Source organism: Acinetobacter sp. P37 (assembly GCF_057480965.1).
Genome location: NZ_JBLIYY010000001.1, coordinates 334659 through 361473 on the forward strand (window position 1 = coordinate 334659; position 26815 = coordinate 361473).

The window sequence follows — 26815 nt, forward strand, 5'->3', positions numbered from 1 at the left end:
TACCCTTTGTGAAAACAATCTACTCTTTTATAGGCAAAAAAAACCTCCCATTTGGGAGGTTTTTTTAATTCAATTAACGATTGTTGTTTTCGTCGTCTTGAGCATCTTCAAATTTAGTTTCGCCATCAAAACCAGCATTTTGACCGCCGAATCCACTTTGACCACCGAAGCCACCTTGACCACCGAAGCCACCTTGAGCGCCAAAGCCACCTTGACCACCGAAGCCACCTTGGCCACCGAAGCCACCTTGACCACCGAAGCCACCTTGACCACCAAAGCCGCCTTGGCCACCAAAGCCACCTTGTTGACCGCCGAAGCCGCCTTGTTGACCACCGAAGCCGGCAGCGCCTTGAGCACCAGCAGGAGCACCAGCAGGACGTGGGTTACGTGCTGGAACAACAGTTGAAATAGCGTGTTTGTAAACCATTTGGCTTACAGTATTTTTTAATAAAACAACGTATTGGTCGAAAGATTCAATATGACCTTGTAATTTAATACCGTTGACAAGGAAGATCGACACAGGAATACGTTCTTTACGGAGAGAATTTAAGAACGGATCTTGTAAAGTTTGACCTTTAGACATGTTATAACTCCAAAAAATAATAAAAATCAGCGCAAAAGCTACCTTTACTTTTCAATTAAAAATTATCAAAAAGGTAGTCTGTAAATTTTGCTTTATCCGTAGCACTTTCGCAAGTCTTCTTGAGCCTGCTGCGCAGTTAAATATGTAGTAAATTTATGCGTTTCTTGCAAAGATCTTAACCAAGTATATTGACGTTTTGCAAGTTGTCGTGTTGCAAAAAGTGCCTTATCCTCCATTTCACGCTGTTTTTCGCTACTTTGATCACTATTTTTCAAAAAATCTAAAGCTTGACGATATCCAACTGAGCGCATAGAGGGTAAATTTTCATCTAAATCGTATTTTTCAATGAGAGCTTTCACTTCATTTAAAAATCCAATTTCCCACATTGTTTTTAGACGTTGAGCTATACGCTCATGTAATTCTAATCGGTCGGGCAATAATGCGTAATTATGAAAATTGTAACGGTATGGTACGTTTTTAGGTTGCTCAGCTTGTAACTGCGTAATGGGTTTACCTGTTAACTTAAAAACTTCGAGCGCACGGATAATTCGTTGCTTATCACTCGGTTTAAATTTTTCACCTGCCAATGGGTCTACATTGCACAGTTCTGCATATACAGCATCCCAACCTTGCGACTCAGCTTTGGCTTCAATTTCAGCACGTACAGCATAGTCTGCACTTGGTAAGTTTGAAGACAACCCTTCCAATAAAGCCTTGTAATACAACATTGTACCACCGACTAAAATCGGTGTTTTACCTCGTACATGCATATCATCAATCAGTACACACGCATCTTCCACAAAGTTCGCTGCCGAATACACTTCTAGCGGACTGATAATATCAATCAAATGATGTGGATATTTCTCCAACTCAGCTTTACTCGGCTTGGCCGTACCAATATCCATATCCTGAAAAACCAAAGCAGAATCGACTGAAATTAATTCGAATCCACCTTGCTCGTATAACTCACATGCCAAGGCGGTTTTACCGCTTGCAGTTGGTCCCATTAAGTTGATGACCGGCAATTGATTTGACATGTAAAACTACTCTCCCCGAGCAAAAAGTTTATCTAGCTGTGCCAATGGAAACGCACGCCACGTCGGACGCCCATGGTTACATTGGCTGGCAAATTCAGTTTGTTCCATCTGACGCAGTAATGCATTCATTTCAGATAGACTTAAAATACGGTGTGCGCGTACAGCGCCGTGACAGGCCATGCCTGCCAATATTTGATCACGCTTTTGTAGTAACCCTGCAACCTGATCACTTGGGTCTAAATCATTTAATAAATCTGGAATCAGCGCATCAAAGTCTGCTTTATGCAAAATGGCAGGAACACCTCGGACAATGACTTGCTCATCGCCATATTGGTCTATTTCTAAACCTAGGCGTGCCAATTGTTCTTTGAGCTCATCGACGCGCATCGCTTGCATCCGACTGATACTGACGACTTTAGGAATCAGCAACTGCTGTGATGTCCAAAACTCAGGTTTATCCCAAGCTGTTTTCATCTGTTGCAAAACAATGCGTTCATGTGCCGCATGCATATCAACAATGATTAAACCTTCGGTGTTTTGGGCCAAAATATAAATACCATGCAATTGCGCAATGGCAATCCCCAAAGGATGCTCATCAACTTTCTGCTGAATATGTTCAGCTAAAGCGGTATCCGGATCATTTAACGACTCAGTTTGACGTAAAGGCGCTAAATAACTTTGCAATGCATTATTGAGCTGTCTGGAACCCGCTATATTTGACTGATATCCAGTGCTATTGTTCGACGCATTTGAATATTGCTGTGTATAAGTTTCCTGACCTGTTGGCGCATGATTTGAAGCATATTGCACCGTTGCTGGCGAACTAAAGTCAGTGAGTCCACCTGCGATCTCTGGACTGACAAAATTTGTGCCTTGCTCTGCAACTGGCTGGGGTTGATGTAATGAAAATTGTTCCTGATGACGGGGCTGCGGAATGATATTTTCGTGTGCCTGCCCATCAATTTTCATTGCAGATGACAATTCAGCTGTCGCAGTTTGAAATTGCGCTAATGTCGATTTGGCAAAATGACGAACAAACTCATGTACTTCACGTTGATTTAGAAACCGAATTTCATGCTTGGTCGGATGCACATTCACATCGATATTTTCAGGATCCACTTCCATAAATAACAAATAAGCGGCATGTTGATGTCCATGCAAAATACCGTCATAAGCCATGCGAAGTGCATGTGAAACTGTCTTGTCTTTTACGATACGTCCATTCACATAGACGTATTGCATATCGGCCTGCGCACGCGCATCTGAAGGATGGCCTAACCAACCACTGAGACGCATATTGACGCTATCAGCATCTATCCAGTACGCATTTTCAGTAAATTGACGGCCTAGTAACTGCTGCACCCGCTGAAAACGCAGCTTACCACTGTCTGCAATAGGCAAGTTCAGCTTAATACTATTGTTATGCTCAAGGACAAAACGTATATCAAAATGGGTCAGTGCCAAACGACGGACAATTTCTTCGATATGTCCAAACTCAGTCCCCGGTTTTTTGAGAAACTTACGCCGTGCAGGCACATTAAAAAATAAATCTTGCACACGAATGGTGGTGCCTTGCGTCGCTGCCACAGGCTGAATTTCTTGTGAATCAAATGCAGTGCCATTTACTTCGACCTGATAGCCTACACCGTCATCATTTTGGCTACTGGTCAATGTCAAACGAGACACCGCAGCGATCGAAGCCAAGGCTTCCCCACGAAAACCTAGACTTACAATGGCATGCAAATCTTCAGCAGTTTGGATTTTACTGGTGGCATGGCGCATGACCGCCAAAGGTAGATCTTCAGGGTGGATGCCCCGACCATTGTCTATTATTTCAATCAGTGTACTGCCACCTTGTTCAATACGAACAATCAGCTCAGTCGCCCCTGCATCAATGGCATTTTCCAGTAATTCTTTGACCACAGAAGCAGGACGTTCAATCACTTCCCCTGCGGCAATTTGGTTGGCTAAGGCAGGATCAAGCGTTCGAATGCGGCGGGCACTGATTTCATTCAGCATGGTTAAATTTTTGCTCCAAAGCATTTTGCAAAGTTTCTGAAGAAGAGCTTAAAGTCGCTGTACGGGTTCTTTCATCCGCAGACTTTTCAATATTAATAATTAAATCAGCCGCAGGGATTTCGTCGCCCCCTTTAGATGGCCATTCAAATAAAAATAGGGCGTTCGGCGTTTCTAAATAATCACGGATACCCATAAGTTCAAGCTCATAGGGGTCATTCAGACGATATAAATCAAAATGAAAAATATCTTGTCCTTGAATATTGTAAGGTTCAACCAATGTATAGGTTGGACTTTTTACCGCACCTTGATGACCCAAGTGTTGTAAAAAATAACGTGTTAACGTGGTCTTTCCTGCACCCAAGTCACCAATTAAATACGCTACACCCGTCGTAAAATGCGTCGCCAGTACGGTAGCTAAGTTTTGGGTATCGACTTCACTATTAAGTTCCAGACTGAATGAATACTGCATATTACTCACAACATGTACATAAGAATTAAATATGATAGCATCGCACTGGCTAAAATGGATATGTTCACACTATAGATTGAGCATTTTTCATGATGTGTTCTCTGCTTTATTTGCTCAGTTTTTAGATCTTTCTTCATGCATAGTTTTGAATTTACTCCCCCGATGATCAATGGTGTTAGTGCCAGTAAAGTCTTCCTTGACGGTCAACACACACAAGCCACAACGGTCTATGCATATTTGTGTGAGCAATTTCCTCATATCCAAGCAGCAGAGTGGCAACAACGATTTAAGGATGGTCTAGTCTATGCTGCAGATGGTGACGCTTTAACGATAGACAGTCCTTTTGAAGCAAATCGTCATGTTTATTATTATCGATTCTTAGCGCATGAAATCCATGTTCCCTTTGAGCATCAGATTTTATTTGAAAATGATCATTTCATCGTGGTCGATAAACCGCATTTTCTCACCATGAGTCCGACCGGTCAGTATGTACAAGAAACCTTGTTGGTTCGACTCAAAAAACAAACGCAGCTTGAACACCTGACACCGATTCATCGTTTAGATCGTGAAACTGCCGGTGTGGTTCTCTTCTCCAAATGTGTCGAAAGCCGTGGGCTATATCAACAGATGTTTGCCAAGCGGCAAGTTCAAAAAACCTATCATGCCATTGCAGCTTATCGAGATGACTTAAATTTCCCAATCACAACTCGCTATCGTATGGAAAAAGGTCAGCCATTTTATACAATGCAACTGGTAGATGGTGAGCCTAATAGTGAAACATACATTAAGCTCCTCCAGCAGCATGGAAACCATGCAAAGTATGAATTAAATCCCCATACCGGCAAGCAACACCAACTTCGTGTGCATTTAAATGCTTTGGGCATTCCAATTCAAAATGATCCCTTTTATCCAGTAGTACAACATAAGGCAGATGACGATTTCAGCCAACCTTTACAACTACTTGCGAAACAGCTTGAGTTTATCGATCCTGTGACAGAGCAGGCTTTTCAATTCAGTTCTGCCTATGAATTGACACTGTAAATCTATTGTCATTACATTAAATTGAGAAAATACTGCCAAACTTTCTTGAATTTATAACAGTTTTGATTAGAATAAATGCGAAAAGTTAAGTATTTAAAAGCTTTCTAAGAATATGAGAAAAACTGAAGTCTACCAAATCCGTCTCGATTCACAGGAAAAGAAACAAGCCTTTGCCGTGTTTAAACAATTAGGCATTACACCTGCACAGGCTGTACGTCTATTCTTTAAACAAGTTGTTTTAACCAAATCGATCCCCTTCTCTATTGAAAACCAAAATATCAATATTGAACAATTGATTAAGTTACGCAAATTAAAACAACAAGAAGCCCAATCCATTTCAACCATTGAAATTAGCCCTGCTGAATTAGAAATTTTAAATAATGATCCATTATTAGATGATGATCATCTCGACTTGTTTGAAGAACTCAATGCAATTTTGGGTGAAGGTGACAAAACTTAACACTGTCGCATTTATAAACAATTTATAAATCAACCAATTTCGAAATTTCGATATGCTTCATGCAAGACTGATAAAAATAGCATGGAGTATAGAAAAAATGATCGTTCGACGCGCAACAGAAGCAGACCTTCATCCACTTGCTGTTTTATTTGATGAATATCGCCAATTTTATGGCACCTCTTCTAATCTTGATATTTCATATAAATTTCTAAGACAACGTTTTGAAAATAATGAAAGCGTAATTTTTATTTGCTTAAAAGATGATGTCATTACTGGGTTTATCTTACTGTATTTAGGCTTTTCATCTGTAGCTTGTTCAACCTACTATATTTTAGATGATGTCTATGTCAGCCCTGTATATCGTCGTCAAGGTTCAGCCAAACAATTGATCGATACTGCGGTTCTCTTTGCTCAACATGAAGGTGCGCTTCGAATCAGCCTCGAAACTCAAAAAAATAACTATCACTCACATCAACTCTATGAATCGATGGGCTTCATTAAAGATGATGAATTTCAAACCTATCATTACTTTATTCGCTAATGCTCTGCTAGGCATTAAAAACATCATCAACGCATATTAGAAACGCATCTTTAAATAATTAGCAGACATATTTATGGGCTTTAATACCGCACATTCATCCTTCAAATGATGACCTATCAAAGCCCAGTACCCATTACTGTAGAGCGATATTTTCGCGAAATTTCGATTGTTCAATCTGCGCTGCATTCAAATAGATCCATTCACCCTCAGCTAGATCATCAAGCTTTAATTGTCCTATTTGAGCACGATGTAAAGTTTCAACTTTATTGCCGACAGCCGCCAACATCCGCTTCACTTGATGATATACCCCTTGATGAACAGTTATTTGCAATTGATGTGAAGCCAATAGCTGTACGTCGGTTGCAGCAAAGATGCCTTTTTCGTTTCGCAGCTCCACGCCTTGTTCTAATTGTTGTATTTGCTCAGGCGTCACAGGATCTGCTGTATGCATTGAATATACTTTGGCAACATGCTTTTTAGGGTGTGTCAGCGCTTGTAGATATTGACCATCATCCGTGAGCAGCAACAGTCCCGTGGTGTCTTGATCCAGTCGCCCGACGCATTGCAGACCACGATTTAACAGCACATCATCAAATAATTCAAAAACACTGAAATGATGAGTTGCCTGATGTGAACATTCATAACCTTGGGGTTTATTTAACGCGATGTAAACATGCTCACGATAGGTATAGTCCTGTCCATGCACACTGTAAGTTAAATCATTCAAGTCCAGTTTTTGCTTTGGATTATCTACAATCTCACCGTGTATTTCGACCGCACCATTTTTAATCAACTGTTGGCAATATTTACGCGAACCAAAACCTTGTGATTGCAGCATTTTTTCCAAAACCATAGAACAACCTAATAAACACCATATATTGCTATTTTATACTGAACAACGAGCCAACTTGCAGGAAAAATAGCGGAAATGATCTTGAACGCCAGTTTTTAATGTTTCTGCGCTACACTATTGATTATTTATTGAAGTTTCTCACGAATATCCTATGTCTCAGTTGGATTTAAATCTGATCGTGTTATTGGTGTTATTGGCTTGTGGCATCTTTAGCCACAATACAGCGATCACCATAGCAGCAGGTGTCTTGATTGTTTTCCGCATCACGCCTTTAAGTGAATTTTTCCCCTATCTGCAACAATATGGCTTAAACATTGGCATTATTATTTTAACCATTGGCGTACTCACGCCGATCGCTAGCGGAAAAATACCCGGTGATTCGATTTTAAAATCCTTTTTAAGTTGGAAATCCCTCGTCGCAATCGCCATTGGCATCTTTGTCGCATGGCTAGGCGGACGTGGTGTCAAACTGATGTCCAATCAGCCAGATGTGGTTGCCGGACTATTAATTGGGACAGTCGCAGGTGTTGCCATGCTGCGTGGTGTACCTGTCGGCCCACTCATTGCAGCAGGCATCTTGTCGCTACTGATTGGGATTAAACAATAAGGCCGTTGCTGACATAGCGGTTTAACAAAATTTTAATTTGAGCCATGCTGCATTTGAAATAAACGTCGACTAAGCATGATTCCAACGAATGATAATGCTGACATCAAGATCCCCGCCCAAAACCACGCTCCAGTTTGTGAAACTACGGTGGCAATCACAGGTGGCAGAACAAATTGGGAAATGGCAGAGCATTGTAAAATCATGCCGATCGTCGTACTAATTGCCGCAGGATAAGGTGCAAAATGCAGTGATTGCGCAAAGACCGTCGCAGCAACCAAGCCTCCAAAAAGCGAAAAACTAAACACCGTTAAATATTGCAGTAAAAAAGGTAACGCATCTTTAGAGAGATAAAACCCTAAGGAGCAAATGATCAAAACAGCAAAACCCAGTTGGACTAAAGTTTTAGCTTGAAAACCACGCTGCAATAGCAGTCCACACCCCCATGTGCCCACAGCATTCGCAACGGCAACACTGGCTGTTAAAGCACCCGCCAGTTCTGCTGAAATTTGGTTTTGGGCATAAATCATCGGTAAGAAGCCCACCAATGCAAACCACTGCCCTGCATATGTCCCAAAAATGAGCGCCAAAAGCCATGCTGCAGGATGTTTCAGAGTATCCCGAATGAGACCAACAATAGGTGTTGTATTCAGCGCCACATTAGGCTGAGGAATAAACATAGCGATACAGAGTAGTAATGCTGCAGTAATCATAGCGAAACTGAGCCAAACCACACTCCAACCATATTGAGCAATTAGAAATGGCGCAACCAATAAGGCTATGCCCATACCTCCGCCCATATAAGCACTCCACAGTCCCATCTTTGCACTGATGTGCTGTAGCGGTACAAGCTGACGGATAAATGCAGGCCCTGTGAGTGTCACCAATAAGAAGCCAAATCCTTCTATGACACGCAGTAGCAATAAGACATCAAAGCTTTGTGCAAAGCTCCCCCATGCACTTGCTATCGTCAATAGACTTAAGCCCAATAAGATACACAGTTTAAATCCAATTTTTTGGATATAACTACCAATCAACAATGCAAAGCACATTCCTGCGCCCTGTACCAATGAAAGCAATAAACCAGACTGAATAAAGCTAATACCAAGTTGCTGCTGTAATACAGGTATCGCGGGCGGTAATTTCCCGATATGCATTGCAGCAATAAAACCTGCCGCAATAATGAATAAATCTTTTGACATCCCTTTCATTGAATTGTCATGCTCTTTTCGCCATGCAATAGTGCACAGCTTAACAATTCAAAATATTATTTTGAGTCAAAAAACAAATGACCTTAGATGATTTTTCAATTATTTAATCATCTTGCACCGTCACATGCTAAGCGCACTTTGATTTAAATTAAACAACGATACTTAGTCATGTCATCTGCAATTGTTTGAGACAACACGTATTCCCATCAAAAATGTTTTTTCTGATACTTTCAATAATTTGGCGGTAGTGAAGGAATTCACCTGCATAACTATGAGTGAATTATTTCAGCAGTGAGATATTTAGGCAGTGAGTTATTCAGGATTGATTTGTTTCCGTTCACGCTTATTGGCGTACATTTTTAAATCAGCCATTTCGACCAATTGATCGATAGATTGAGCATCTTCTGGAAATAAAGCCATGCCTATACTGGCACCAATTTTCAAGCTCATTTGCTCAAATGCAAACGGCAGTCCGCAACTTTCTGCGATTCGATTCATCGCCGTTTGTGCACGTTCTAGGTTGGCAATATTGGTTAAGATCACAGCAAATTCATCACCACCCAAGCGTGCAACCAAGTCATCTTGACGTGTTTCACGCAAAATGCGCTGTGCAATTTCTTTCAGTGCAGCATCCCCAATGCGATGTCCAAACTGATCATTAATCGGCTTCAGACCATCCATATCAATCATCAAGATACCCAGTACTTTTTTCTGCGCACGTGCTTTTTCTATCCCTTGGCGTAAAAAGTCGACAAACAAAGCCCGATTGGCTAAGCCTGTTAAGCTATCTTGAGTCGCCAATTTATATAACTCTGTCGCACCGAAACGTGTCGCATGGTACATCGCCGCAGCGATCAACTCAGACATCAAACTCAATATATGTAAATCAGCTTCCTGAAAGGCATCGACTTGATCAGAGTAAATCTTTAAAACACCGACACCTTCATCACAGTGAATCAATGGCACTACTGCCATCGAACGCAATCCAACACGTTGACATGCCACGCGATCTACCCGTGCATCTTTTTCCGAATCTTGGCAATACAGTGTTTGTTTTTGTGCAATACATAGACCTGATAAGCTGTTTTCAATATGTAGTCTTAAACCTAGTAAATGGCTCGCCCCACCAGACACTGCACGATAGACCATATCACCATCTTCAGCCAACTCTACAACTGCACCTTTAGCATGTGTAATCTGCTGCGCCTGTTCTGCGACCACGGTCATCACTGCATTTAGATCTAAACCCAGTTTGGCAATAGCTGTCTGCGTTTGAATCACAGACATGAGTTGAGTTGGTGAGGGTTCTATAGTATTCGGCATGATTGAGTTCAAACAGTGTTCAGTATGAGATACAGCTCAATTCTAAAAATTATTCATCCACTTGTATAGCAATCTTAAAGTGATTTCTGTTCATTCAAGCACTTTAGATACAACTCTTTCAAATACTGCTCTTAAAAAAAAGCACTCAAGGAAAAAACAGAGCAAGCAGAATCATCGATAAATATTTCGAAGGTTAGGGGAAAGTCATGATGTATGGATGACCCACGTATTTTACGACTCTCCCCTCAATATTATTTCAAGGCGTAAATTTCACTCTGCATCCATTCTCCGCCTTCCAATTGCACATCGACAGCCACACGTTGATATTCAGCCCCTTCAAATTCATCTAAAGCCGCCCAATGTGCGGCTAAGTTTTCAGAGATAAAAACATAGCCTTCAATGGCTTGACCTGCCTTCGATAAACGAATACCCGGACTGCCCATCGCCGCACCCCAGCCTTTATGTTCTAATTCACCCCAAACTACACCTTTCTTCCACTCGCCACCAATACGCTCCATCACGTGTGCATTGGGCTGACCTAGACGTCATGTCCCGTATACAAAAAGACTCTGAGTCATAGCTCCTCCTTAGTTGGAATAATATTGATTGCGTTTTTGTGAGAATTTGGCCAACTGTTTTAGGAAGCCTTCAAAATAGCTTTTTTCAGCCTCTTCGGTACGATAACCGGCGTACAATGTCCGTCTTAAACCTTCAGGTGAAACACAATCTAAACGTCGAGAGGTCACCCAACCTTTTTGTTCATATTCATTTACCACCCAATCTGGTAATGCCGCAATACCACGACCACTTGCAACCAACTGAATCAGCATCTGGGTCAAATCTGTAGTACGGACGTGTTTAGGCTGAATATTGGCCGGTAAAAATAATTTTGCCATGATATCTAAACGATGTTTATCGACCGGATAGGTAATCAGCGTTTCTTCTGCTAATTCTTGAACAGTCACATTTGTCGCACGAACCAATGGATGTGTATTCGACAATACCAAACGAGACTCATATTCAAAGATTGGGAAATATTCCACACCTTTTAAATTAATCGGATCTGCCGTAATCAGAAGATCAAACTCGCCCGTTTGTAATAGTTCATGCGGATTGGCTTCAAAGCCAGAAGCAAAGTCCAAATCTACATCGGGGTATTGCTGACGGTAGACATTCAATAACGGCATCAGCCAGTCAAAGCAACTATGACATTCTGAAGAAAAAATAATTCGGCCAGTTTGACCATGCACAATACGTGTAATGTCCGATTGCGCAATTTGAACTTGCGGCAAAATGTCATCGGCAAGGCGTAGTAAACGTTGCCCCACATTCGAAAAGGTCACAGGACGTGTGCGTCGGTTTACCACCTCAACCCCATACCAATGATCGAGTTCTTTCAACTGGTGTGAAAGTGCAGAAGGCGTTAAACACAGATCATTAGATGCAGCGACCAAAGAACCGTGTTCTCTGAGTGCCAATAAGGTTTTGAGATGGCGTAATTCCAACATGATTGTTCTCAACTAAACTTGGGAGCAACTTTGCAATCGAATAGTTTTCGCAAAGCATTAATGAATTATACTCACCTTATCATTATTTTATTAAATTTTATTCATTTAAAGTTTTATTTGGAACTTTAATCACCAATTCATCGTTTTTAAGCAGATGCAAAGGATGAAAATAAACACGATGCCCTTATTAAAAAAGCCAGATTGATCAATCTGGCTTTAAATGTATGTAATCCAAAGAATGTGTTATTCCACAAATAATAAAGCCAAACGAACTTGATCATATCCCATGCGTGGACTGGTCAACTCCACAATTGGGCGCAGCTTAACAGTACCATCATCGTTATAATGTGCTGGGTCTTGTCGTTTCGCCAAACGTTTATAAATTTTACGCACCTGCTCAACCACGTCTTCTCCCGGATGTGCCACCGAGATATCCAAGCCTTGCTCTTTTTGCAGACGAGCCAAATGGTTAATAATCGTAGCTGGCGTTAAACCACGCTCCACTGCAATATCTTGAATTTCATAACCTTCCTCAAACAACTCCCGAGTTTGATCTAAAGTCGCTGTGGCAAAGCTTTGTTTTGCTCCAGATTTGGCAATTTTCTTTTCATTGCGCTCGATTTCCACTTCATTCAGTGTTCCGCCACAGTGGCGAATAAAGGCTTTGTGTTGTACTGTTAAATCAGCCTCTGAAAAATTGGTTTCCGCTTCATCAGAAAGTTCCTGAAAGCGTCGATCTGCTTTAATCGCCAAACTGTCGAGTTCTAAGGCTTGTTCATTAAAGCCAAGTAAACGCAAACCATCTAATGTTTTTAAACGCGACAATGCCACATAACCCTGACCTTTCTCAAAAGTATGCGTCAAGTTAATTTCAGCCGCTGCAAGGGTCATCCCTTGAGATTTGTGAATGGTGATCGCCCAAGCCAAACGTAGTGGAATTTGTTGGAAACTGGCAATGGTTTTACCATCATCATTATCGACAGACCATGTTTCAGGTTCTACCACCAAGGTCGTGCCGTCCGTAAGTTTTACTTTAGGCAAGATGCCATATTCATCATCTTCTTCAAAACCTATCACTTCACCGAGGCTGCCATTGATATAACCCACATCGAAGTTGTTTTTTACAAACATCACTTTGGCATTTTTCTTTAAAGTCAAAGTTTCCGGTGCACGCACTGATGATTTTAAGGTTTCAATCAGTTTGTCATTACCATCGCATTGAGCATCAAACTGGCGAGATTCTTGTTCAATTTCATTTAGATGCTTATAGTTAATACTATCCACATCCATATTATGGGTATACAGACGCGTAAAGGTTTCACCAATATTTTGCGCACGGGTTTGCCTTAAAGCATGCAAATGATCGCCCGTAATTTGCTGAGCACGAATCGCATTTAGAATATCATTGAGATAGTCATTACCCTGACGATGTTGTTCGGTCAAATAACACACGCGAAACTTCGCTTCTACCCATGCCTCAGACATAAAGCAAAACTTGTCACGGTTTAATTCACCTTTGCGTCCCACAGGGGGTAACTGGAAGAAGTCACCTGCAACAATGACTTGAATCCCCCCAAAAGCATCTTCACTGTCTTTAAAAAATTTTAAAACTTTATTCACCAAGTTTAATTGCTTGGCATGCAACATCGAAATTTCATCGATGATTAAAACTTGGGCATTTTCCAAATGCTCTTTTAAATATTTACGTTCTTTTAAGCGCTTTAACTCATCTTCGGAAATCGCATCTTTAATCCCAATCCCTGCCCATGTATGAATTGTCATGCCATTCATATGGGTTGCAGCAATCCCTGTAGAAGCCGTAATTGCCACCGGCACTTTGCGCGCTTTTAGATAATTGATGTACTGATTTAAAGTATAAGTTTTACCTGCACCAGCCGAACCTGTTAAAAACACATTTTCGCCTGCTTTGAGCAGCTTGAGTGCAGTTTCTTGTTTCATAAGACCTATACCGTAAAAGAACGGCTATAGCCTAACGATTTTTGACTCAAAAGTTAAGCGCACAACACAGTTTCCTAAATTCGTATTTCGCCAATCTTACTTTAAGCTATTGAACCTATTTAAAAATTCTTTGGCGATATTTACTTTTTCTATTTCTGCTTGGGTATTATTTGAATACTCAAGTTGATCAAAAACCAAAATGTGGTTTTGCACATGACAGCCCAAAGTCATCGAAACATGCAAAATGGGATGATACATATGAAAAGCCACATATACTCTTGCAATGATACTGGCGCTATAGCTTGATGCCAAACAATGTTTAAATTGAATAGATTCATCAATAATTCGATCGATGGTTTTTAATTCTTCAAAGACCCACTCTTGAAAATAGATTTTGTCTTCTGTTGTAAATGGCTGCCAAACCGTTGTCGCAAATTGACGCTTTAATTGAGTTAACACTTCTTGCTTTTGTTGCTTGGCATGCCAATGCACCGCCTGATGAAAGACCCCATTCCAGGTAATATTTTTAGGGACTGTATGACCTGTAGAATAAGTCGCACTAACATAGTCACGCACATATGCATCAAATACAGATACTCTTAAATTAGCATGCTTTAAATAAAATAAATTTCGAAAATCCTGCAGTTGAATTTTATGCTGTCGTAACATACTTAAAAACTGGCGATTTTCTTGGGTTTCTGGACGGATATAATCCATCAAAGCCTGCGGTAAATGCTGCGTACAACGTAATAAATGCTGCAGATAGGCCTGCATAATACGGCTCAAAGGCAAATAGACTTTTTTTATGGCCTGATCCTCCGCGCCTAATACCTGTCGCATTAAGATCAACCACTCATCTAAATACAAAATCGATGGGCTGATCACTACACGATGGTCATCATGCTGCTGATATTTTCGCTGTAAAACAAACTGCAGATTTTTTTCATGATTAAACCAATCATGTTCATGCGCAATCGTATGGCAATTTTGAATAAATAAGCGCGCTGCAACAAATTGAAAATGTTGTAAGGTCGCAAGAATCAATGCGGGATGAATATGCTGCGTATCGACAAAACTTAATGCCGTCACAGCCACTCGTACATTACTGTGTTGAAAATTACGACTCAGCCAATCCAATACTTCGGCTGACTGCTTGAACATCCATCGCACTGTACGGTTGTTATCGAGTAAAGGGAGTTTTCCACATTTTTTTTGCCAAATTGCTGTGGCTTGCACAAAATTACTATGGCTTAATATGTCCTGCTCTGCCCAAACATCCCGATGCATCAAACGAATAAAACCCAACAAATTGGGACGCTCATATGCATGGTCGAGCAACAAAATAATATCTTCTATATGTTCATTTAATTCTTGTAAATTGAACCGATCTTCATAACTCAAACTCATGATCCGGTAAATCGTTGGATCTAAAAATTGTGCTGTAGCAAAACAAATCTCGTCCAAACTATCCATCAAGACCTGTATCGGCAATATTTCAGCTTCTGTAAGTGAGTTGAGTGCGAACATCTGCTCAATCTTTTGCATCAACCAATGTGGTAGACAGATTTGGCATTCGATATAGGTTTGTAATAGCGGTGTCTGATAAATCTGCTGCTCTTGCATCAACTGATCAAAAATTTGCGCTTCAACTGCTGTCATCTGTGCTAAAAACTGTTGAACACGCGCTGGCCCATTTAGATGTTGAAAAATCGACTGTAAGATCAATTGTCTAAATTGCTGTGCTTTTTCTCTGAGCAAGAGTGAATGTTGCTGCTTTAGGTCGCCAGTAAAAAAATACAATTCATGAAATAAGAAATCTTCTATTGCCTCAATACATGGTACTGTCGTATGCAATTCAGCAATTTTGATGGGTCTAAATGGACTTCTAGGAAACTGATAGCCAATCGATTCACGACTTTGTAGCTGTAAGGTCCACAGTCCATTACACAGTTGAATGCGGTGCTGCTCTTGTTCAATTTTAAAGATATTTTGTGAATTGAGTGCTGTAGCAAGATCCATTTGCTCTTGATACAACTGCTTTAAACTTGGAGATATTCGAATAAGTTGCCGAGCAATATGCTCAAGCTGCGGGGTCAAGCTTTTCTTTTCCATCTTCCGCCCTAACGATCGTTGATTATTTTTCAACCTTCACTATAGTCAAAGTTTAATGCTCCGACTACTGCCATTAATCAGCCAAATAGCTGTACAAAAGGTCAATACAAAGGCGTTCAATAAAAAATCTAAAAGCTATTGTTGTGACAAAATTCACCATGATTTTGAGCTGTGACGAATAAAAATGGATGAAGTTGAAGAGTAGTCACTATTATTGATCTGTAGAATGTTGTTCTGAACGGATTTTCTTAAGCTGTTCTATTGCAGTGTAAATATCTTGTTGTAGTGCCTCTCGATAGAGCTTTAAATCCTCTACACTCTGAATATGACTCAAACTTTGACGGGGTAAGAATTGAAAATAGAATGGAATGCGCTTGGGGATAATACGTTTGGGTAAAGACGGAATCACATCACCATGACGTAATAATTTATCGAGTTTTTGTATTTTTAATAGTTGTTTAAACCAACGATGTTCAACAATCACACTGGCATCAAAACCCAGTTCAAAGACTTCATCTCCACCTAAAGCGGCAAAAGGCACGATATCATAATTAAATTCTTGCGCCAGTTTTAAAAAGCCATAACGTTGCTTCCAAATCAGTTGATAGGCTTCCCCTTTTCGCTTCAAAACCTCTCGACCACCACCGGGAAAAACTAAAATGGAATAACCTTGTTGCATCACTGTTCTGACATAGTCCTGAATGCCTTGGACTGCACCGAACTTTTTGACTATGCCACGCCAACCGGGCAAATAAAAATGGCTATGATCAGCGATACTGACCACAGCCACTTTATGTTCATTGTAGAGATAATCAATAATCAACGGTGAATCGAGTACACCGTAAATTGTATGATTCCCTACATACATTGCAGGTTTTGATGCATCAATATATTCAGCGCCAAAAAAGGTCGGCGTGAAATACATGCGGGATAAAGCGCTTAAACGCTTTATCCATTTTGCATCATGTTCAACCTGCAAATGTGCTGACCTTAGGCAGCATCATGTTTTTGAACAAGTACAGAACCTACTGAGTAGCCTGCACCAAATGAGCAAAGTACGCCATATTCGCCATGGTTTACTTCATTCGCAGTACGGTGCAATGCAATAATGACACCTGCTGATGAAGTATTGGCAAATTCATCAAGAATGATTGGAACAAGGTCTGGCTGAGCATGTTCTTTACCCACAACCAGTTTCAGAATCAATTCATTCATGCTGGCATTTGCTTGGTGTAACCAGAAGCGTTTTACATCTGTTGCCGCAATTTTATTGTCATCCAATTGCTTAGTGATCATTTTCGCCACTAATGGACACACTTCTTTAAATACTTTACGACCGTCTTGACGGAAACGGTTGTTGTCGATGTCAGCATCGACTTCACTCATATTTAAGTAACCGAAGTTGTTACGAATGTTGTTTGAGAACTGAGTAAACAGGTCAATATCCAACACTTCAAAACCAGCTTTGGTTTCAGTTTCTTCAATGATCGAAGCCGTTGCAACGTCACCAAAGATGAAGTGACAGTCACGCATACGGAAATCTGTATGACCAGATGTGATCTCAACGTTCACCAATAACACGCGACGAGCGCCTGATTTGATCGCATCATAGGCTTGCTTGATACCAAAAGTTGCAGCTGAACATGCAACGTTCATGTCATAGGCATAACCCTGAATACCCAACGCAGTTTGAATTTCAATTGAAACGGCTGGATATGCACGTTGAATGTTAGAGCATGACAAGATCACAACATCGATGTCTTCAGCAGTCACGCCTGCATTTTCCATCGCTTGCTTTGCAGCAGCTACGCCCCATTCCGCTTGTAGCGAAATTTCATCATTTGGACGTTCATGTAGCACTGGGCGTAAACGTTTTGGATCTAAAATACCGCTTTTTTCAGCAACATAACGTGCTTTCACGCCAGATGCTTTTTCGATAAATTCTGCACTTGAACCACGGCGCGCTTCTAGCTCACCGGCTTCAATTTTTTCAGCATTATCACTGTTGTACTGTTCCACATAAGCATTTAAAGCTTCAACTAACTCTTCGTTAGTAATTACGTCTTCTGGATGATAAAGACCTGTACCCGTAATGCGGATGCCCATGTAAAACTCCTTTTAGAAATTACCTATATCTTAACTGATTCCGAGCTTATCCCATACTTTTTGCAAGCGGGATGGAGAAATTGGCATCTTGGTCTTCATTGGTTGAGAGAAAATAGAGATGCGTAACTCCTCAACCATGAAATACAATTCTTTAAGGCGAGTGTCATTTTTAAACTTAAATAATTTTTCCATCCATGGGTCAACTTGATCAATGGCAGAATTGTCCCTTTGTAGGTTATTTGGCAAGCGGTCTAAACGCAAGACTAATGCCTTCAAATATCTTGGAAATTCGAGCCACACATCGGAAGTTTTGCCATAAACGAAATCTGAAAGTTGCATCAAATCGAGTTGATCTTCAATGTCATCAATGTTCTTTCCAAACACAGAATCATCTAAAACCAACAATTTCCGACGTATATCCTGCCATTGAATATAGGTTTCAGTTAAAACGGCTAATGCTTGTTGCCCATGGGTTAAGAAAGATTTCTTTACATTTAAAATCAGGTTTTGGTACTCCTGCACATTGACAGGTAGCTCATTTATTGCAAGCTGAAGTGTGGCATAAACTAACATTTGCTCTAGTTTGGCTTTGTCACCTAGCGGTGAATAAGCCAATGCCAAGGGTTTAGAAATCTGTTTTTTCAACTGACGAACTAAGTCACCCAACTGCATATGAACCAAACGAATGATCCCTTCGCGGTGTTGTTTGACTGCTTCAAATTGGTCATTGAAGGTCTGAATCACCACACCAGATTCGTCTTTGGCATCCAACTCTGCAAAGCCTTTGATTGGAACAAGCGCTTGGTATTGTTTCACCACCACACCCGTGACTTTTTGTGATGCTTCGAACACAAAATTATCAGGGAAGGTTTTAAACTCACCTTTTAACTGTTTGACTGGGCTATGAGTTTCCGTACGACAGCGTGCTTTGAGTTCGTCTAGATCACGACCTTGCTCAATCACACGGCCTTTTTCATCAATGACTTTGATTAAAGGCAGCAGATATTGCTCAACGCGTTCCCAAGAAAAGTCTTTGTCTGTGATTTGCTCACCACGCAGTTGATATGCCAAGAAACTAAAAATATGCTCGCGTAAATGCACGGCATCGACACGATCCATCAATTTACGCGCTGTATCAGGTATTGGCACCAAGTGACGGCGTTTATCCTTAGGCAGTGCTTTAAGCAAGGCTTCAATCAGGTCTTGTCGCCAACCGGGTATGCCCCATGACCAAATATTTTCATCCACTTGCGGCAAAGCTTGAACTGGAATTTTGACCGTTGCACCATCTTCATCATGACTTGGGTCAAAACGATAACTTGTAGCCAAACGCAGTTCACCATTTCGTAGGTAGTCTGGAAATTGCTGGGTCGTTGGACGGTCATTCATCCAAAGCGCATCATCATCGATAAATAAATGCCGTGGATTTTTCGGTTCTACAGTTCCACGCCAGTCTTCAAAACTACGACGACTTGCCACCTCTTCAGGCACTTTTGCAGCATAAAATTGGTAGATGGTTTCTTCATCCACCACCAAATCACGACGACGCAGTTTATCTTCAACACGCTCAACTTCTTCGAGTTTTAATAAATTGTGTTTTAAGAACGGCGGCGTAATACCCAAATGTCCCGTCGTCAACGCATCGCGTAGGAAAATTTCATGCGCCGCCGGATGATCCACTTTTTCATAATTAATCTGACGACGTGGCTCAATAATCAAACCAAATAAAGAAATTTGATCATAAGCATTCACCACACCAGCTTTTTTCGACCAATGCGGCTCAAAATAATGATGCTTCAATAAATCGCCTGCAGCCAATAAAATCCATTCAGGTTCAATTTTCGCCAATGTACGAAGATATACCTGAGAGGTTTCCACCATCTCAAAAGCCATGACCCAAGGTGTATTGGTTTTATGCAAAGTTGATGCAGGGAAAATGCGTGCCTTTTGCTGACGCACTGCCATGAACACATTACGTTCATCGGTTTTGTTGGCAATAAATGAAAGTAAACCCGTTAATAACGCACGGTGCAGATTTTCATAATTGGCCTTCTTTTCATTAAAGGACAGTTTTAAGCCCTGAGCCAAATCCACCAATTGCTCATGGGTTTTTTTCCACTCACGGAGGCGTAACCAACTGAGGAAATGGTTGCGTGCAAAAGTTCGACGCTTATTTTCACTCATGTCACGATTTGCAACCAAAGCTTCCCATAATTTGATATAGAACAAGAAATCCGAGTCAGCTTCACGGAACAAAGCATGTTTCTGATCGGCCTGCATTTGTTTATCCGCAGGACGTTCACGTGGATCTTGTACCGCTAAAGCAGCGACAATAATCAAGACTTCATTTAATACACCAAAATGCGCTCCACCCAAAATCATCCTTGCAAGACGTGGGTCGATCGGCATTTTCGCCATTTGCTGACCGATTTTGGTTAAACCACCACCCTTCGCCGGAGGAAGTCCCCCTTTTGTAAAGGGGGATTTAGGGGGATTACTTTCAATAGAATCTCCCCCAACCCCTCTTTGCGAAAGAGGGGCTTTCCCTTTCTCAACCATCGCCCCAAGCTCAATCAAAAGCTTACGACCATCATTCACCAAACGATGATCTGGCGGCTCAATAAAATCGAAGTCTTCTAATTCACCAAAGCCCAAACTTTGCATTTGCAAAATAACCGAGGCCAAGTTGGTTCGTTTAATCTCCGGTTCGGTAAATTCAGGACGACTCATAAAGTCTTCTTCTGAATACAGTCGAATACAGACACCCGGAGCGATACGACCACAACGACCTTTACGCTGATTTGCTGCCGCCTGTGATACAGCCTCAATTGGTAGACGCTGTACACGTGAGCGATAGTTATAACGGGATATACGTGCAAAGCCACTATCAATTACATAGCGAATATTCGGTACAGTTAAAGCCGTTTCTGCCACGTTGGTGGCAATAATAATACGTCGCCCACCGCCTGATGGATTAAAGATCTTTTGCTGTTCTGCCAAAGCCAATCGAGCATATAAGGGTAAAACTTCGGTATGTCGTGGCCCAAACTTTTGCAGTGTTTCCTGTAACTCACGAATTTCTTGTTCAGTGCTGGCAAAAATCAAAATGTCGGCATGTTCAGGATGACCTTTTTCCTGCGCATCTTGAAAACATTCTTCTACAGCTGAAACCACGGCACGAGGTAAATTTTCTTCAAAATCGTCAAACTCATCATCATCACTACCGACAATGCTCAGCTCTGAAATCGGACGATAACGCAATTCTACAGGGAAGCTTCGACCTTCGACCTCAAAAATAGGTGCCCCATTAAAGTAATTCGAGAAGCGATTTACGTCTAAAGTTGCTGAAGTAATAATGACTTTGAGATCTTTACGACGTGGCAAGAGCTGTTTGAGATAGCCCATGATGAAGTCAATATTTAGCGAACGCTCATGCGCTTCATCGATAATAATCGTGTCATATTTATTTAAGAATCGGTCATTAGCCAGTTCAGCCAATAAAATACCATCGGTCATTAATCGAACGATGGAATCTTGTGAACCTTGTTCATTGAAACGAACTTTAAAGGAGATCGACTCCCCCAGCTTTTCGCCCACTTCTTCTGCAATACGTTGCGAAACACTACGCGCTGCTAGTCGACGGGGTTGAGTATGGCCAATCAAACCTGTTAAACCACGACCTGCAAGCATGGCAATTTGAGGCAACTGTGTGGTTTTACCCGAACCCGTTTCACCTGCCACAATAATCACTTGATGCTTTTGAATCGCTTCAATTAGTTTGTCCGCATACTGCGTAACAGGTAAGTCTTGATTTAATTTAATATTGGGAATGCGGGCAATCCGTTCGCGCACTTTCGCATTCGACTTTTCAAACAAATCTTGAAATTTTTCAGGATTGGCTTCTTTGCCTTTTTTCAGCCGACTTAAGCGATGGCGATCACGAACCATGACCAATTGATCGACATTTAACTGACTTGGCACAGATGCATTATCCTAATAATTAAAATAGAACCGAATATTTTACGCTGTATGTAAAAATAGTGAAAGATGAATCTATTTTTTGCGTGCCTGAAACCAATAGGTAAAGCCGAACAGAATAAAATGATAAAAAACTAAAATTGCGGCCAATAGCCAATAATTGCCACATGCTTCAATACTGCCATGTAATGGCTGATAAAATGACACTGTATAGAATATACTCAATGGCACAATTAAAAACATCAATAAAATGAAAGAGATGATCAAAAAATGATGAATAGATTTTGTTAAGCACAAAAAAATTGAGAATAAAAAGCAAATCAACGCAATAAAAATAAATAAAAGAGGTTCATCCGATGAAAAACCATTCATTTCAGCTTAATAAATAATTTGATTCGGGCTAGCACCTTGAATTGAAAGCACATTCTTGATTCATCCAGTACAGAAAAATAAACCCACATGCTGACTAGAATACGCAACTCAAGCTTATCCATTTGGATGCTTTATCCATTAGGTTTCAGTCCCATAGAAAATATAAATGATACTAAAAACAATAAATATACTCTGCCCGATCACCCATGCGAACAACCAACCATTATGACAATAAACAATACTGTCATAGATAATCTTTGAAATTGAAGCAGTTTCTATCATTAAAATGATGATGAATTGAAAAATCGCATATAGCCATAATATAACCAGATACCAAGCACGTCTAAATGATAGCAACAGTGGGAAAAAAAAGAAGAATCCAACGATTCCCATGGTACTCAATAGCGTAGGATCATCTGATGAAGTTCCAAATAGTTCATTAAAATAGGTCGCTTTTTGAGGTTGTAAGTATTCATAGATACATAAATTTGTACCTGTGTCTTCAACTTTAAGAATACATAGTGATGCAAGTGCAAGACTGAGAATGGCAATGATACGAAAAAATTGACTAAGCACTTGATCAAATCTGGAATCATTTTATGTTCATGCCATCTTATATGAACACATTCTATAATTTGAAATATTTTTTATAACTTTTTTAGAGATCACCCTTGAAATCTTATGCCACAAGCATCATGTTGGTTACAGATTTTAAAAAGATGATTTTGTCATTTTACTTTCAACTTTATATGGCATTGATATGGCTTATATCGAATGAAATAATGATAAATAATCGTTATGGCTGAAATAGTTCTGGAGTGTACTAATTCGGATTTTCCGATATTAGTTATGTAAAAATACTATTTCAGCAATAAGAAAAATTTCTGTACCCTATTGGAAATCAAAAACAAACCTCAATCATGGAGACAATGATGAGCTTAATTAATACTGAAGTTAAACCGTTTAAAGCACAAGCATTCCAAAATGGTCAATTCATCGAAGTAACTGAAGCTGATCTTAAAGGTAAATGGTCTGTTGTATTCTTCTACCCAGCTGACTTCACTTTCGTTTGCCCAACTGAACTTGGTGACCTTGCTGACAACTATGCAGAATTCCAAAAACTTGGTGTTGAAATCTACTCAGTTTCTACTGACACTCATTTCACTCACAAAGCTTGGCACGATTCTTCAGAAGAAATCAAAAAAATCCAATACGTAATGGTTGGCGATCCTACTTGGACTCTTGCTAAAAACTTCGAAGTTTTAATTGAAGCTGATGGTCTTGCTGATCGTGGTACTTTCGTTATCGATCCAGAAGGCAAAATCCAAATCGTTGAAATCAACGCTGGTGGTATCGGTCGTGATGCTTCTGAACTTCTTCGTAAAGTTAAAGCAGCTCAATACGTTCACGCTCACCCAGGTGAAGTTTGCCCAGCTAAATGGAAAGAAGGCGACGCAACTCTTGCTCCTTCAATCGACCTAGTTGGTAAAATCTAATCTGTATTAGATTGAACTGATTCAAAAACCACGCTTTTAGCGTGGTTTTTTATGCCTATTATCTGCGAGTATATACCTCTATACACCCTACGCAGTTCACACTTTATTCATACAACTTTAACGTACTAGCACTTTCTACATATCTGTAGATATTCATCAAGTTAGAGCTTACACAAATATAATAAAAATGCGCCGCAAACCCGATTGTCTAGGCTTACATCTTTGCCAGTATTTCAGTATTTTTAACATGAATTTTAGGTCAATTGCTTATTTCAGGAAGATGTAAGCCCATGAAAAAATATTTCGTCTCAATCAGTTTAATTTTATGTTCGTTTACAACTTTTGCTGCCATGAACTGCGAAGGTGAAATTAAAAACCAAAGTATTCGTGAAGATATTAAAGTCAAAAAAAATTGTCAGCTTGAAGGTTTAATTGTTCATGGCAATGTTATTTTAGAAAATGGTGCAAGTGTTGAACTGCATGACAACCACATCAAAGGCAATATTGAATCGAATAAAAATTTTACCAAGATCATTGCCAATCATAACAATATCAGTGGCAATGTCGATTTTACAACTGGGAAAAACATCCAACTCCTCAATAACCAAATTTCAGGCGACCTCAAATTAAAGAAAAATAATGGCAATATTGTTCTAAATAATAATGAAATCGCAGGTAATTTAATTTGTCTTGAAAATGCTTTTTCAATTAATGGCAGCAACAACCAAGTCAAAGGCAATAAATCAGAACAATGCCGTAGTTTTTAACTCCCCCGACACCAACAAGCGATAATGACGCTTATGGCATTTCTCTGAATTGGCATTATTTTTATCAAATTAGTTGATAACGAAATGAAAAAAATGTGAGATAAAACATTATTTTTTAACAATTCTGCAATACTCCACGCCCCGAATTTGTCTTAATTTCAAAAGAGATAAACCTTTAACTGCAGTATGACTATAACAACGCAATAAGGGGGTGGCTTATGACAACAACTGTTGTAACTTCCTGGAAATACAGTTCTTCTTCACGTTACTTAAAAATATTTTATGCGAATGGCTCTGGGGATCTCTTTTATCCAGTTTCACCTTTTATTTATGATAATTTACTTCGATGTAGTGATAAAACGGCATTTGTCCACAAATATTTAGAATATGATCTACATTTTTCACGCGTAAGCTTACAAGGTTAAACCGCTACGAGCTTGGTGCTATAGCAACAGTATTTTTATTAATTAAAAAAATTCGATCAAATCAGGGCTGAATGCCCTGATTTTTAGTTGCGCCAAGTCACCATAAAGAGCCCTGCGCCCACATTTAATGTCGTACTGATAAAACGATCATCCGCTTCAACACGTTGGATAAATTCAGCGACCTCATTGGCATGTGACAGCACATTATCCACGATTAACACGCCATTTTGAACTTGTATCAATTCAGCTAAATATGGCCAATACGCGATATACGCATCACGTTCTGCATCCAATAAAATGAAGTCATAACGCTGATTTAACTGCTGTAAAAAATGCAGCGCATCGCCATGATGAAATTCAATGTATTCGGATAATGCTAAATTTTCCGCATGCTGTTTAGCTTGTTCGATACGCGCTGCATCAATTTCAATGGTTTCGACTCGCCCTTGTGTAGACTGGGCAGCATCTGCCAACCACAGCGTGGAATAGCCTGTAGATGTTCCAATTTCCAAGATCTGTTTGGCTTGTTTTAAGCGAATTTGCATAGCCAAAAACAGTGCAGACTCAGGCTCAATATTTCGGTAACGCGCAAGTCGGTGATTTTGCGCAGCATCGTGAGCACTAAAGTCTGCATAGAGTTGTTGCATATAGTTTTTAAAATTTGCATCCATGCTCATGATTCTGTCCTTTTTCTATTTCATTTATATTTAGAGATTGAATTACTAAATATCTGCTCAGTGGGTTTCTTGGATCAATTTAAAACGTGGAATCACTTCACCATCAATTTCAACGGTTTCCATAAACATCTCTAATGGTCTAACCCACATGGAATAGTCGTCATACAAGCACTGATAGACCACAACTTTTTCACGCGTTTCACTGTGTGTTGCAACATGAAAAACTTGATACAACTGACCTCTATAATGCTGATAAATCCCTTGCTTGACCTGCATGCCATTTCTCTAAAAAGTTCTCAATACAATAGGGGTGACTCTAGCATTCTCTCGCGTAAAGCGCGATGAATTCGTTTATTTTTCCACTATTTAACTTGCATTTCTCGATAATGGCCCAATATTGACTGCATTCACATCGGTATATTCTTATGATTTAGAAAGAAATTTAATCATTTGATTTGTAAAACCGATTAATTTTATAAAAACAAACCGTTTCACCTATTTAATGGTTTGTTCTATCATTCTCTCATCAAATAAATTTACTCCTCTGGAGACGTTAGCAATGTTAGATCAAAATACTTCTGCTCAATTAAAAACCTTACTTGAACGCCTTGAAGGCCCGATTGAAATCGTCGCGACTTTAAACGGCACGGACAAATCAGACAAAATTAAAGAATTGGTGACCGAAGTTGCCGCTTTATCTGATTTAGTGACTGCACGTTTTGACGGTAACAACAGCCGTGCGCCAAGCTTTGGTATTGCAAAAGCAGGTGAAACTCCACGCGTATTCTTCGCAGGTCTACCGATGGGCCATGAGTTCACGTCCTTGATTCTAGCTTTGCTACAAACTTCAGGTTATGCACCGAAAGTTTCTGACGAAGTACTGAATACCATTAAAGGTCTAGGTCTTAAAACTGACTTTGATGTGTTTGTATCTTTAAGCTGCCATAACTGTCCTGACGTGGTTCAAGCACTTAACTTGATCGCAATTTACAACCCAGGTACAACTGCAACCATGATTGATGGTGCATTCTTCCAAGAAGAAGTGGAAGAACGCAAAATCATGGCTGTACCAATGGTATTCCAAGACGGCAACCACATCGGTCAAGGTCGTATGACCTTGGAAGAAATCATTGCCAAATTGGATACTAACTCTGCAGCGAAAGATGCTGAAAAGTTAAATGCCAAAGAAGCCTTTGATGTCCTTGTGATTGGTGGTGGCCCTGCAGGTAATACTTCTGCAATCTATGCTGCACGTAAAGGTATTAAAACCGGTA

General features: G+C 40.2%; 25 protein-coding genes. 8 read left to right on the forward strand and 17 right to left on the reverse strand.

From position 1 onward, the window contains the following. Nucleotides 1-73: 73 nt before the first annotated feature. The 4 genes from hfq to tsaE all read right to left on the reverse strand — a co-directional run bounded on the left by hfq (nt 74) and on the right by tsaE (nt 4108). On the reverse strand, nt 74-583 hold the full coding sequence (hfq, locus tag AC25JC_RS01770) for an RNA chaperone Hfq (protein ID WP_180023922.1): 510 nt from the start codon (nt 581-583) through the stop codon (nt 74-76). A gap of 92 nt (nt 584-675) precedes the next feature. After that, on the reverse strand, nt 676-1620 hold the full coding sequence (gene miaA / locus AC25JC_RS01775) for a tRNA (adenosine(37)-N6)-dimethylallyltransferase MiaA (protein WP_180034682.1): 945 nt from the start codon (nt 1618-1620) through the stop codon (nt 676-678). 6 nt (nt 1621-1626) lie between these two features. Next, on the reverse strand, nt 1627-3639 hold the full coding sequence (gene mutL, locus AC25JC_RS01780) for a DNA mismatch repair endonuclease MutL (RefSeq protein WP_486923333.1): 2013 nt from the start codon (nt 3637-3639) through the stop codon (nt 1627-1629). Then, nucleotides 3629-4108 (reverse strand): tRNA (adenosine(37)-N6)-threonylcarbamoyltransferase complex ATPase subunit type 1 TsaE, encoded by a 480-nt coding sequence (gene tsaE, locus AC25JC_RS01785; RefSeq protein ID WP_486923334.1) that lies wholly within the window; start codon nt 4106-4108, stop codon nt 3629-3631. Before tsaE ends, mutL begins: the two co-directional genes overlap by 11 nt. 135 nt (nt 4109-4243) lie before the next feature. Here tsaE and AC25JC_RS01790 point away from each other — a divergent pair, with 135 nt between their 5' ends. The 3 genes from AC25JC_RS01790 to AC25JC_RS01800 all read left to right on the forward strand — a co-directional run bounded on the left by AC25JC_RS01790 (nt 4244) and on the right by AC25JC_RS01800 (nt 6150). Beyond that, nucleotides 4244-5149 carry a pseudouridine synthase gene (locus AC25JC_RS01790; RefSeq protein WP_486923335.1) on the forward strand — a complete coding sequence of 302 codons (906 nt, stop codon included), beginning with the start codon at nt 4244-4246 and terminating at the stop codon, nt 5147-5149. A gap of 112 nt (nt 5150-5261) precedes the next feature. After that, nucleotides 5262-5609: a type II toxin-antitoxin system RelB/DinJ family antitoxin gene (locus AC25JC_RS01795; protein ID WP_427987438.1), complete on the forward strand. Its 348-nt coding sequence runs from the start codon at nt 5262-5264 to the stop codon at nt 5607-5609. Nucleotides 5610-5706: 97 nt separating this feature from the next. Then, nucleotides 5707-6150 carry a GNAT family N-acetyltransferase gene (locus AC25JC_RS01800; protein ID WP_168378877.1) on the forward strand — a complete coding sequence of 148 codons (444 nt, stop codon included), beginning with the start codon at nt 5707-5709 and terminating at the stop codon, nt 6148-6150. Nucleotides 6151-6283: 133 nt separating this feature from the next. Here the strand turns inward: AC25JC_RS01800 and AC25JC_RS01805 are convergent, their stop codons facing one another. Further along, nucleotides 6284-7003, reverse strand: a complete 720-nt coding sequence (locus AC25JC_RS01805; RefSeq protein ID WP_486923336.1) for a pseudouridine synthase — start codon at nt 7001-7003, stop codon at nt 6284-6286. A gap of 151 nt (nt 7004-7154) precedes the next feature. Here AC25JC_RS01805 and AC25JC_RS01810 point away from each other — a divergent pair, with 151 nt between their 5' ends. Continuing rightward, nucleotides 7155-7610, forward strand: a complete 456-nt coding sequence (locus AC25JC_RS01810; protein WP_111885075.1) for a DUF441 domain-containing protein — start codon at nt 7155-7157, stop codon at nt 7608-7610. 32 nt (nt 7611-7642) lie between these two features. Here AC25JC_RS01810 and AC25JC_RS01815 read toward each other — a convergent pair whose 3' ends face one another. The 10 genes from AC25JC_RS01815 to AC25JC_RS01860 all read right to left on the reverse strand — a co-directional run bounded on the left by AC25JC_RS01815 (nt 7643) and on the right by AC25JC_RS01860 (nt 22752). After that, nucleotides 7643-8809 carry an MFS transporter gene (locus AC25JC_RS01815; RefSeq protein ID WP_257223710.1) on the reverse strand — a complete coding sequence of 389 codons (1167 nt, stop codon included), beginning with the start codon at nt 8807-8809 and terminating at the stop codon, nt 7643-7645. Between the two features lie 321 nt (nt 8810-9130). Next, complete coding sequence (locus AC25JC_RS01820; RefSeq protein ID WP_180115275.1) at nt 9131-10141, reverse strand: sensor domain-containing diguanylate cyclase; 1011 nt, start codon at nt 10139-10141, stop codon at nt 9131-9133. A 251-nt stretch (nt 10142-10392) separates the two neighbouring features. Next, nucleotides 10393-10659, reverse strand: coding sequence for a gamma-glutamylcyclotransferase family protein (locus AC25JC_RS01825; RefSeq protein WP_227591810.1), 267 nt, complete (start codon nt 10657-10659; stop codon nt 10393-10395). Nucleotides 10660-10728: 69 nt separating this feature from the next. Continuing rightward, the gene (locus tag AC25JC_RS01830; protein WP_078189020.1) at nt 10729-11649 is read right to left on the reverse strand and encodes a LysR family transcriptional regulator; all 921 of its coding nucleotides are present in this window, start codon (nt 11647-11649) and stop codon (nt 10729-10731) included. A 243-nt stretch (nt 11650-11892) separates the two neighbouring features. Further along, nucleotides 11893-13608: an AAA family ATPase gene (locus AC25JC_RS01835; RefSeq protein WP_486923337.1), complete on the reverse strand. Its 1716-nt coding sequence runs from the start codon at nt 13606-13608 to the stop codon at nt 11893-11895. A gap of 96 nt (nt 13609-13704) precedes the next feature. Continuing rightward, nucleotides 13705-15720, reverse strand: a complete 2016-nt coding sequence (locus AC25JC_RS01840) for a hypothetical protein (protein ID WP_486923338.1) — start codon at nt 15718-15720, stop codon at nt 13705-13707. Between the two features lie 211 nt (nt 15721-15931). Then, entirely contained in the window at nt 15932-16699 is a 768-nt protein-coding gene (locus AC25JC_RS01845; RefSeq protein WP_472584886.1) for a 1-acyl-sn-glycerol-3-phosphate acyltransferase, read from the reverse strand. An 11-nt stretch (nt 16700-16710) separates the two neighbouring features. Beyond that, nucleotides 16711-17826, reverse strand: coding sequence for a beta-ketoacyl-ACP synthase III (locus tag AC25JC_RS01850; RefSeq protein WP_180026928.1), 1116 nt, complete (start codon nt 17824-17826; stop codon nt 16711-16713). 30 nt (nt 17827-17856) lie between these two features. Then, nucleotides 17857-21774: a DUF3418 domain-containing protein gene (locus AC25JC_RS01855; RefSeq protein ID WP_486923353.1), complete on the reverse strand. Its 3918-nt coding sequence runs from the start codon at nt 21772-21774 to the stop codon at nt 17857-17859. A 540-nt stretch (nt 21775-22314) separates the two neighbouring features. After that, the gene (locus AC25JC_RS01860) at nt 22315-22752 is read right to left on the reverse strand and encodes a hypothetical protein (RefSeq protein WP_486923339.1); all 438 of its coding nucleotides are present in this window, start codon (nt 22750-22752) and stop codon (nt 22315-22317) included. Between the two features lie 356 nt (nt 22753-23108). On the opposite strand from AC25JC_RS01860, the gene ahpC reads away from it, so the two are divergent. The 3 genes from ahpC to AC25JC_RS01875 all read left to right on the forward strand — a co-directional run bounded on the left by ahpC (nt 23109) and on the right by AC25JC_RS01875 (nt 24864). Then, nucleotides 23109-23672 carry an alkyl hydroperoxide reductase subunit C gene (ahpC, locus tag AC25JC_RS01865; protein ID WP_486923340.1) on the forward strand — a complete coding sequence of 188 codons (564 nt, stop codon included), beginning with the start codon at nt 23109-23111 and terminating at the stop codon, nt 23670-23672. 290 nt (nt 23673-23962) lie between these two features. Next, a complete protein-coding gene (locus AC25JC_RS01870) occupies nt 23963-24439 on the forward strand; it encodes a hypothetical protein (protein WP_180119739.1) in 477 nt (158 codons plus the stop codon). 218 nt (nt 24440-24657) lie between these two features. Continuing rightward, the gene (locus AC25JC_RS01875) at nt 24658-24864 is read left to right on the forward strand and encodes a KTSC domain-containing protein (protein ID WP_078189026.1); all 207 of its coding nucleotides are present in this window, start codon (nt 24658-24660) and stop codon (nt 24862-24864) included. Nucleotides 24865-24947: 83 nt separating this feature from the next. Here AC25JC_RS01875 and AC25JC_RS01880 read toward each other — a convergent pair whose 3' ends face one another. Next, nucleotides 24948-25541, reverse strand: a complete 594-nt coding sequence (locus tag AC25JC_RS01880; RefSeq protein WP_486923341.1) for an O-methyltransferase — start codon at nt 25539-25541, stop codon at nt 24948-24950. A 57-nt stretch (nt 25542-25598) separates the two neighbouring features. After that, nucleotides 25599-25817: a DUF1653 domain-containing protein gene (locus tag AC25JC_RS01885; RefSeq protein WP_486923342.1), complete on the reverse strand. Its 219-nt coding sequence runs from the start codon at nt 25815-25817 to the stop codon at nt 25599-25601. Between the two features lie 283 nt (nt 25818-26100). Here AC25JC_RS01885 and AC25JC_RS01890 point away from each other — a divergent pair. Next, nucleotides 26101-26815 (forward strand): thioredoxin family protein (locus tag AC25JC_RS01890; protein WP_486923343.1); only part of this gene is annotated, 715 nt, incomplete at its 3' end.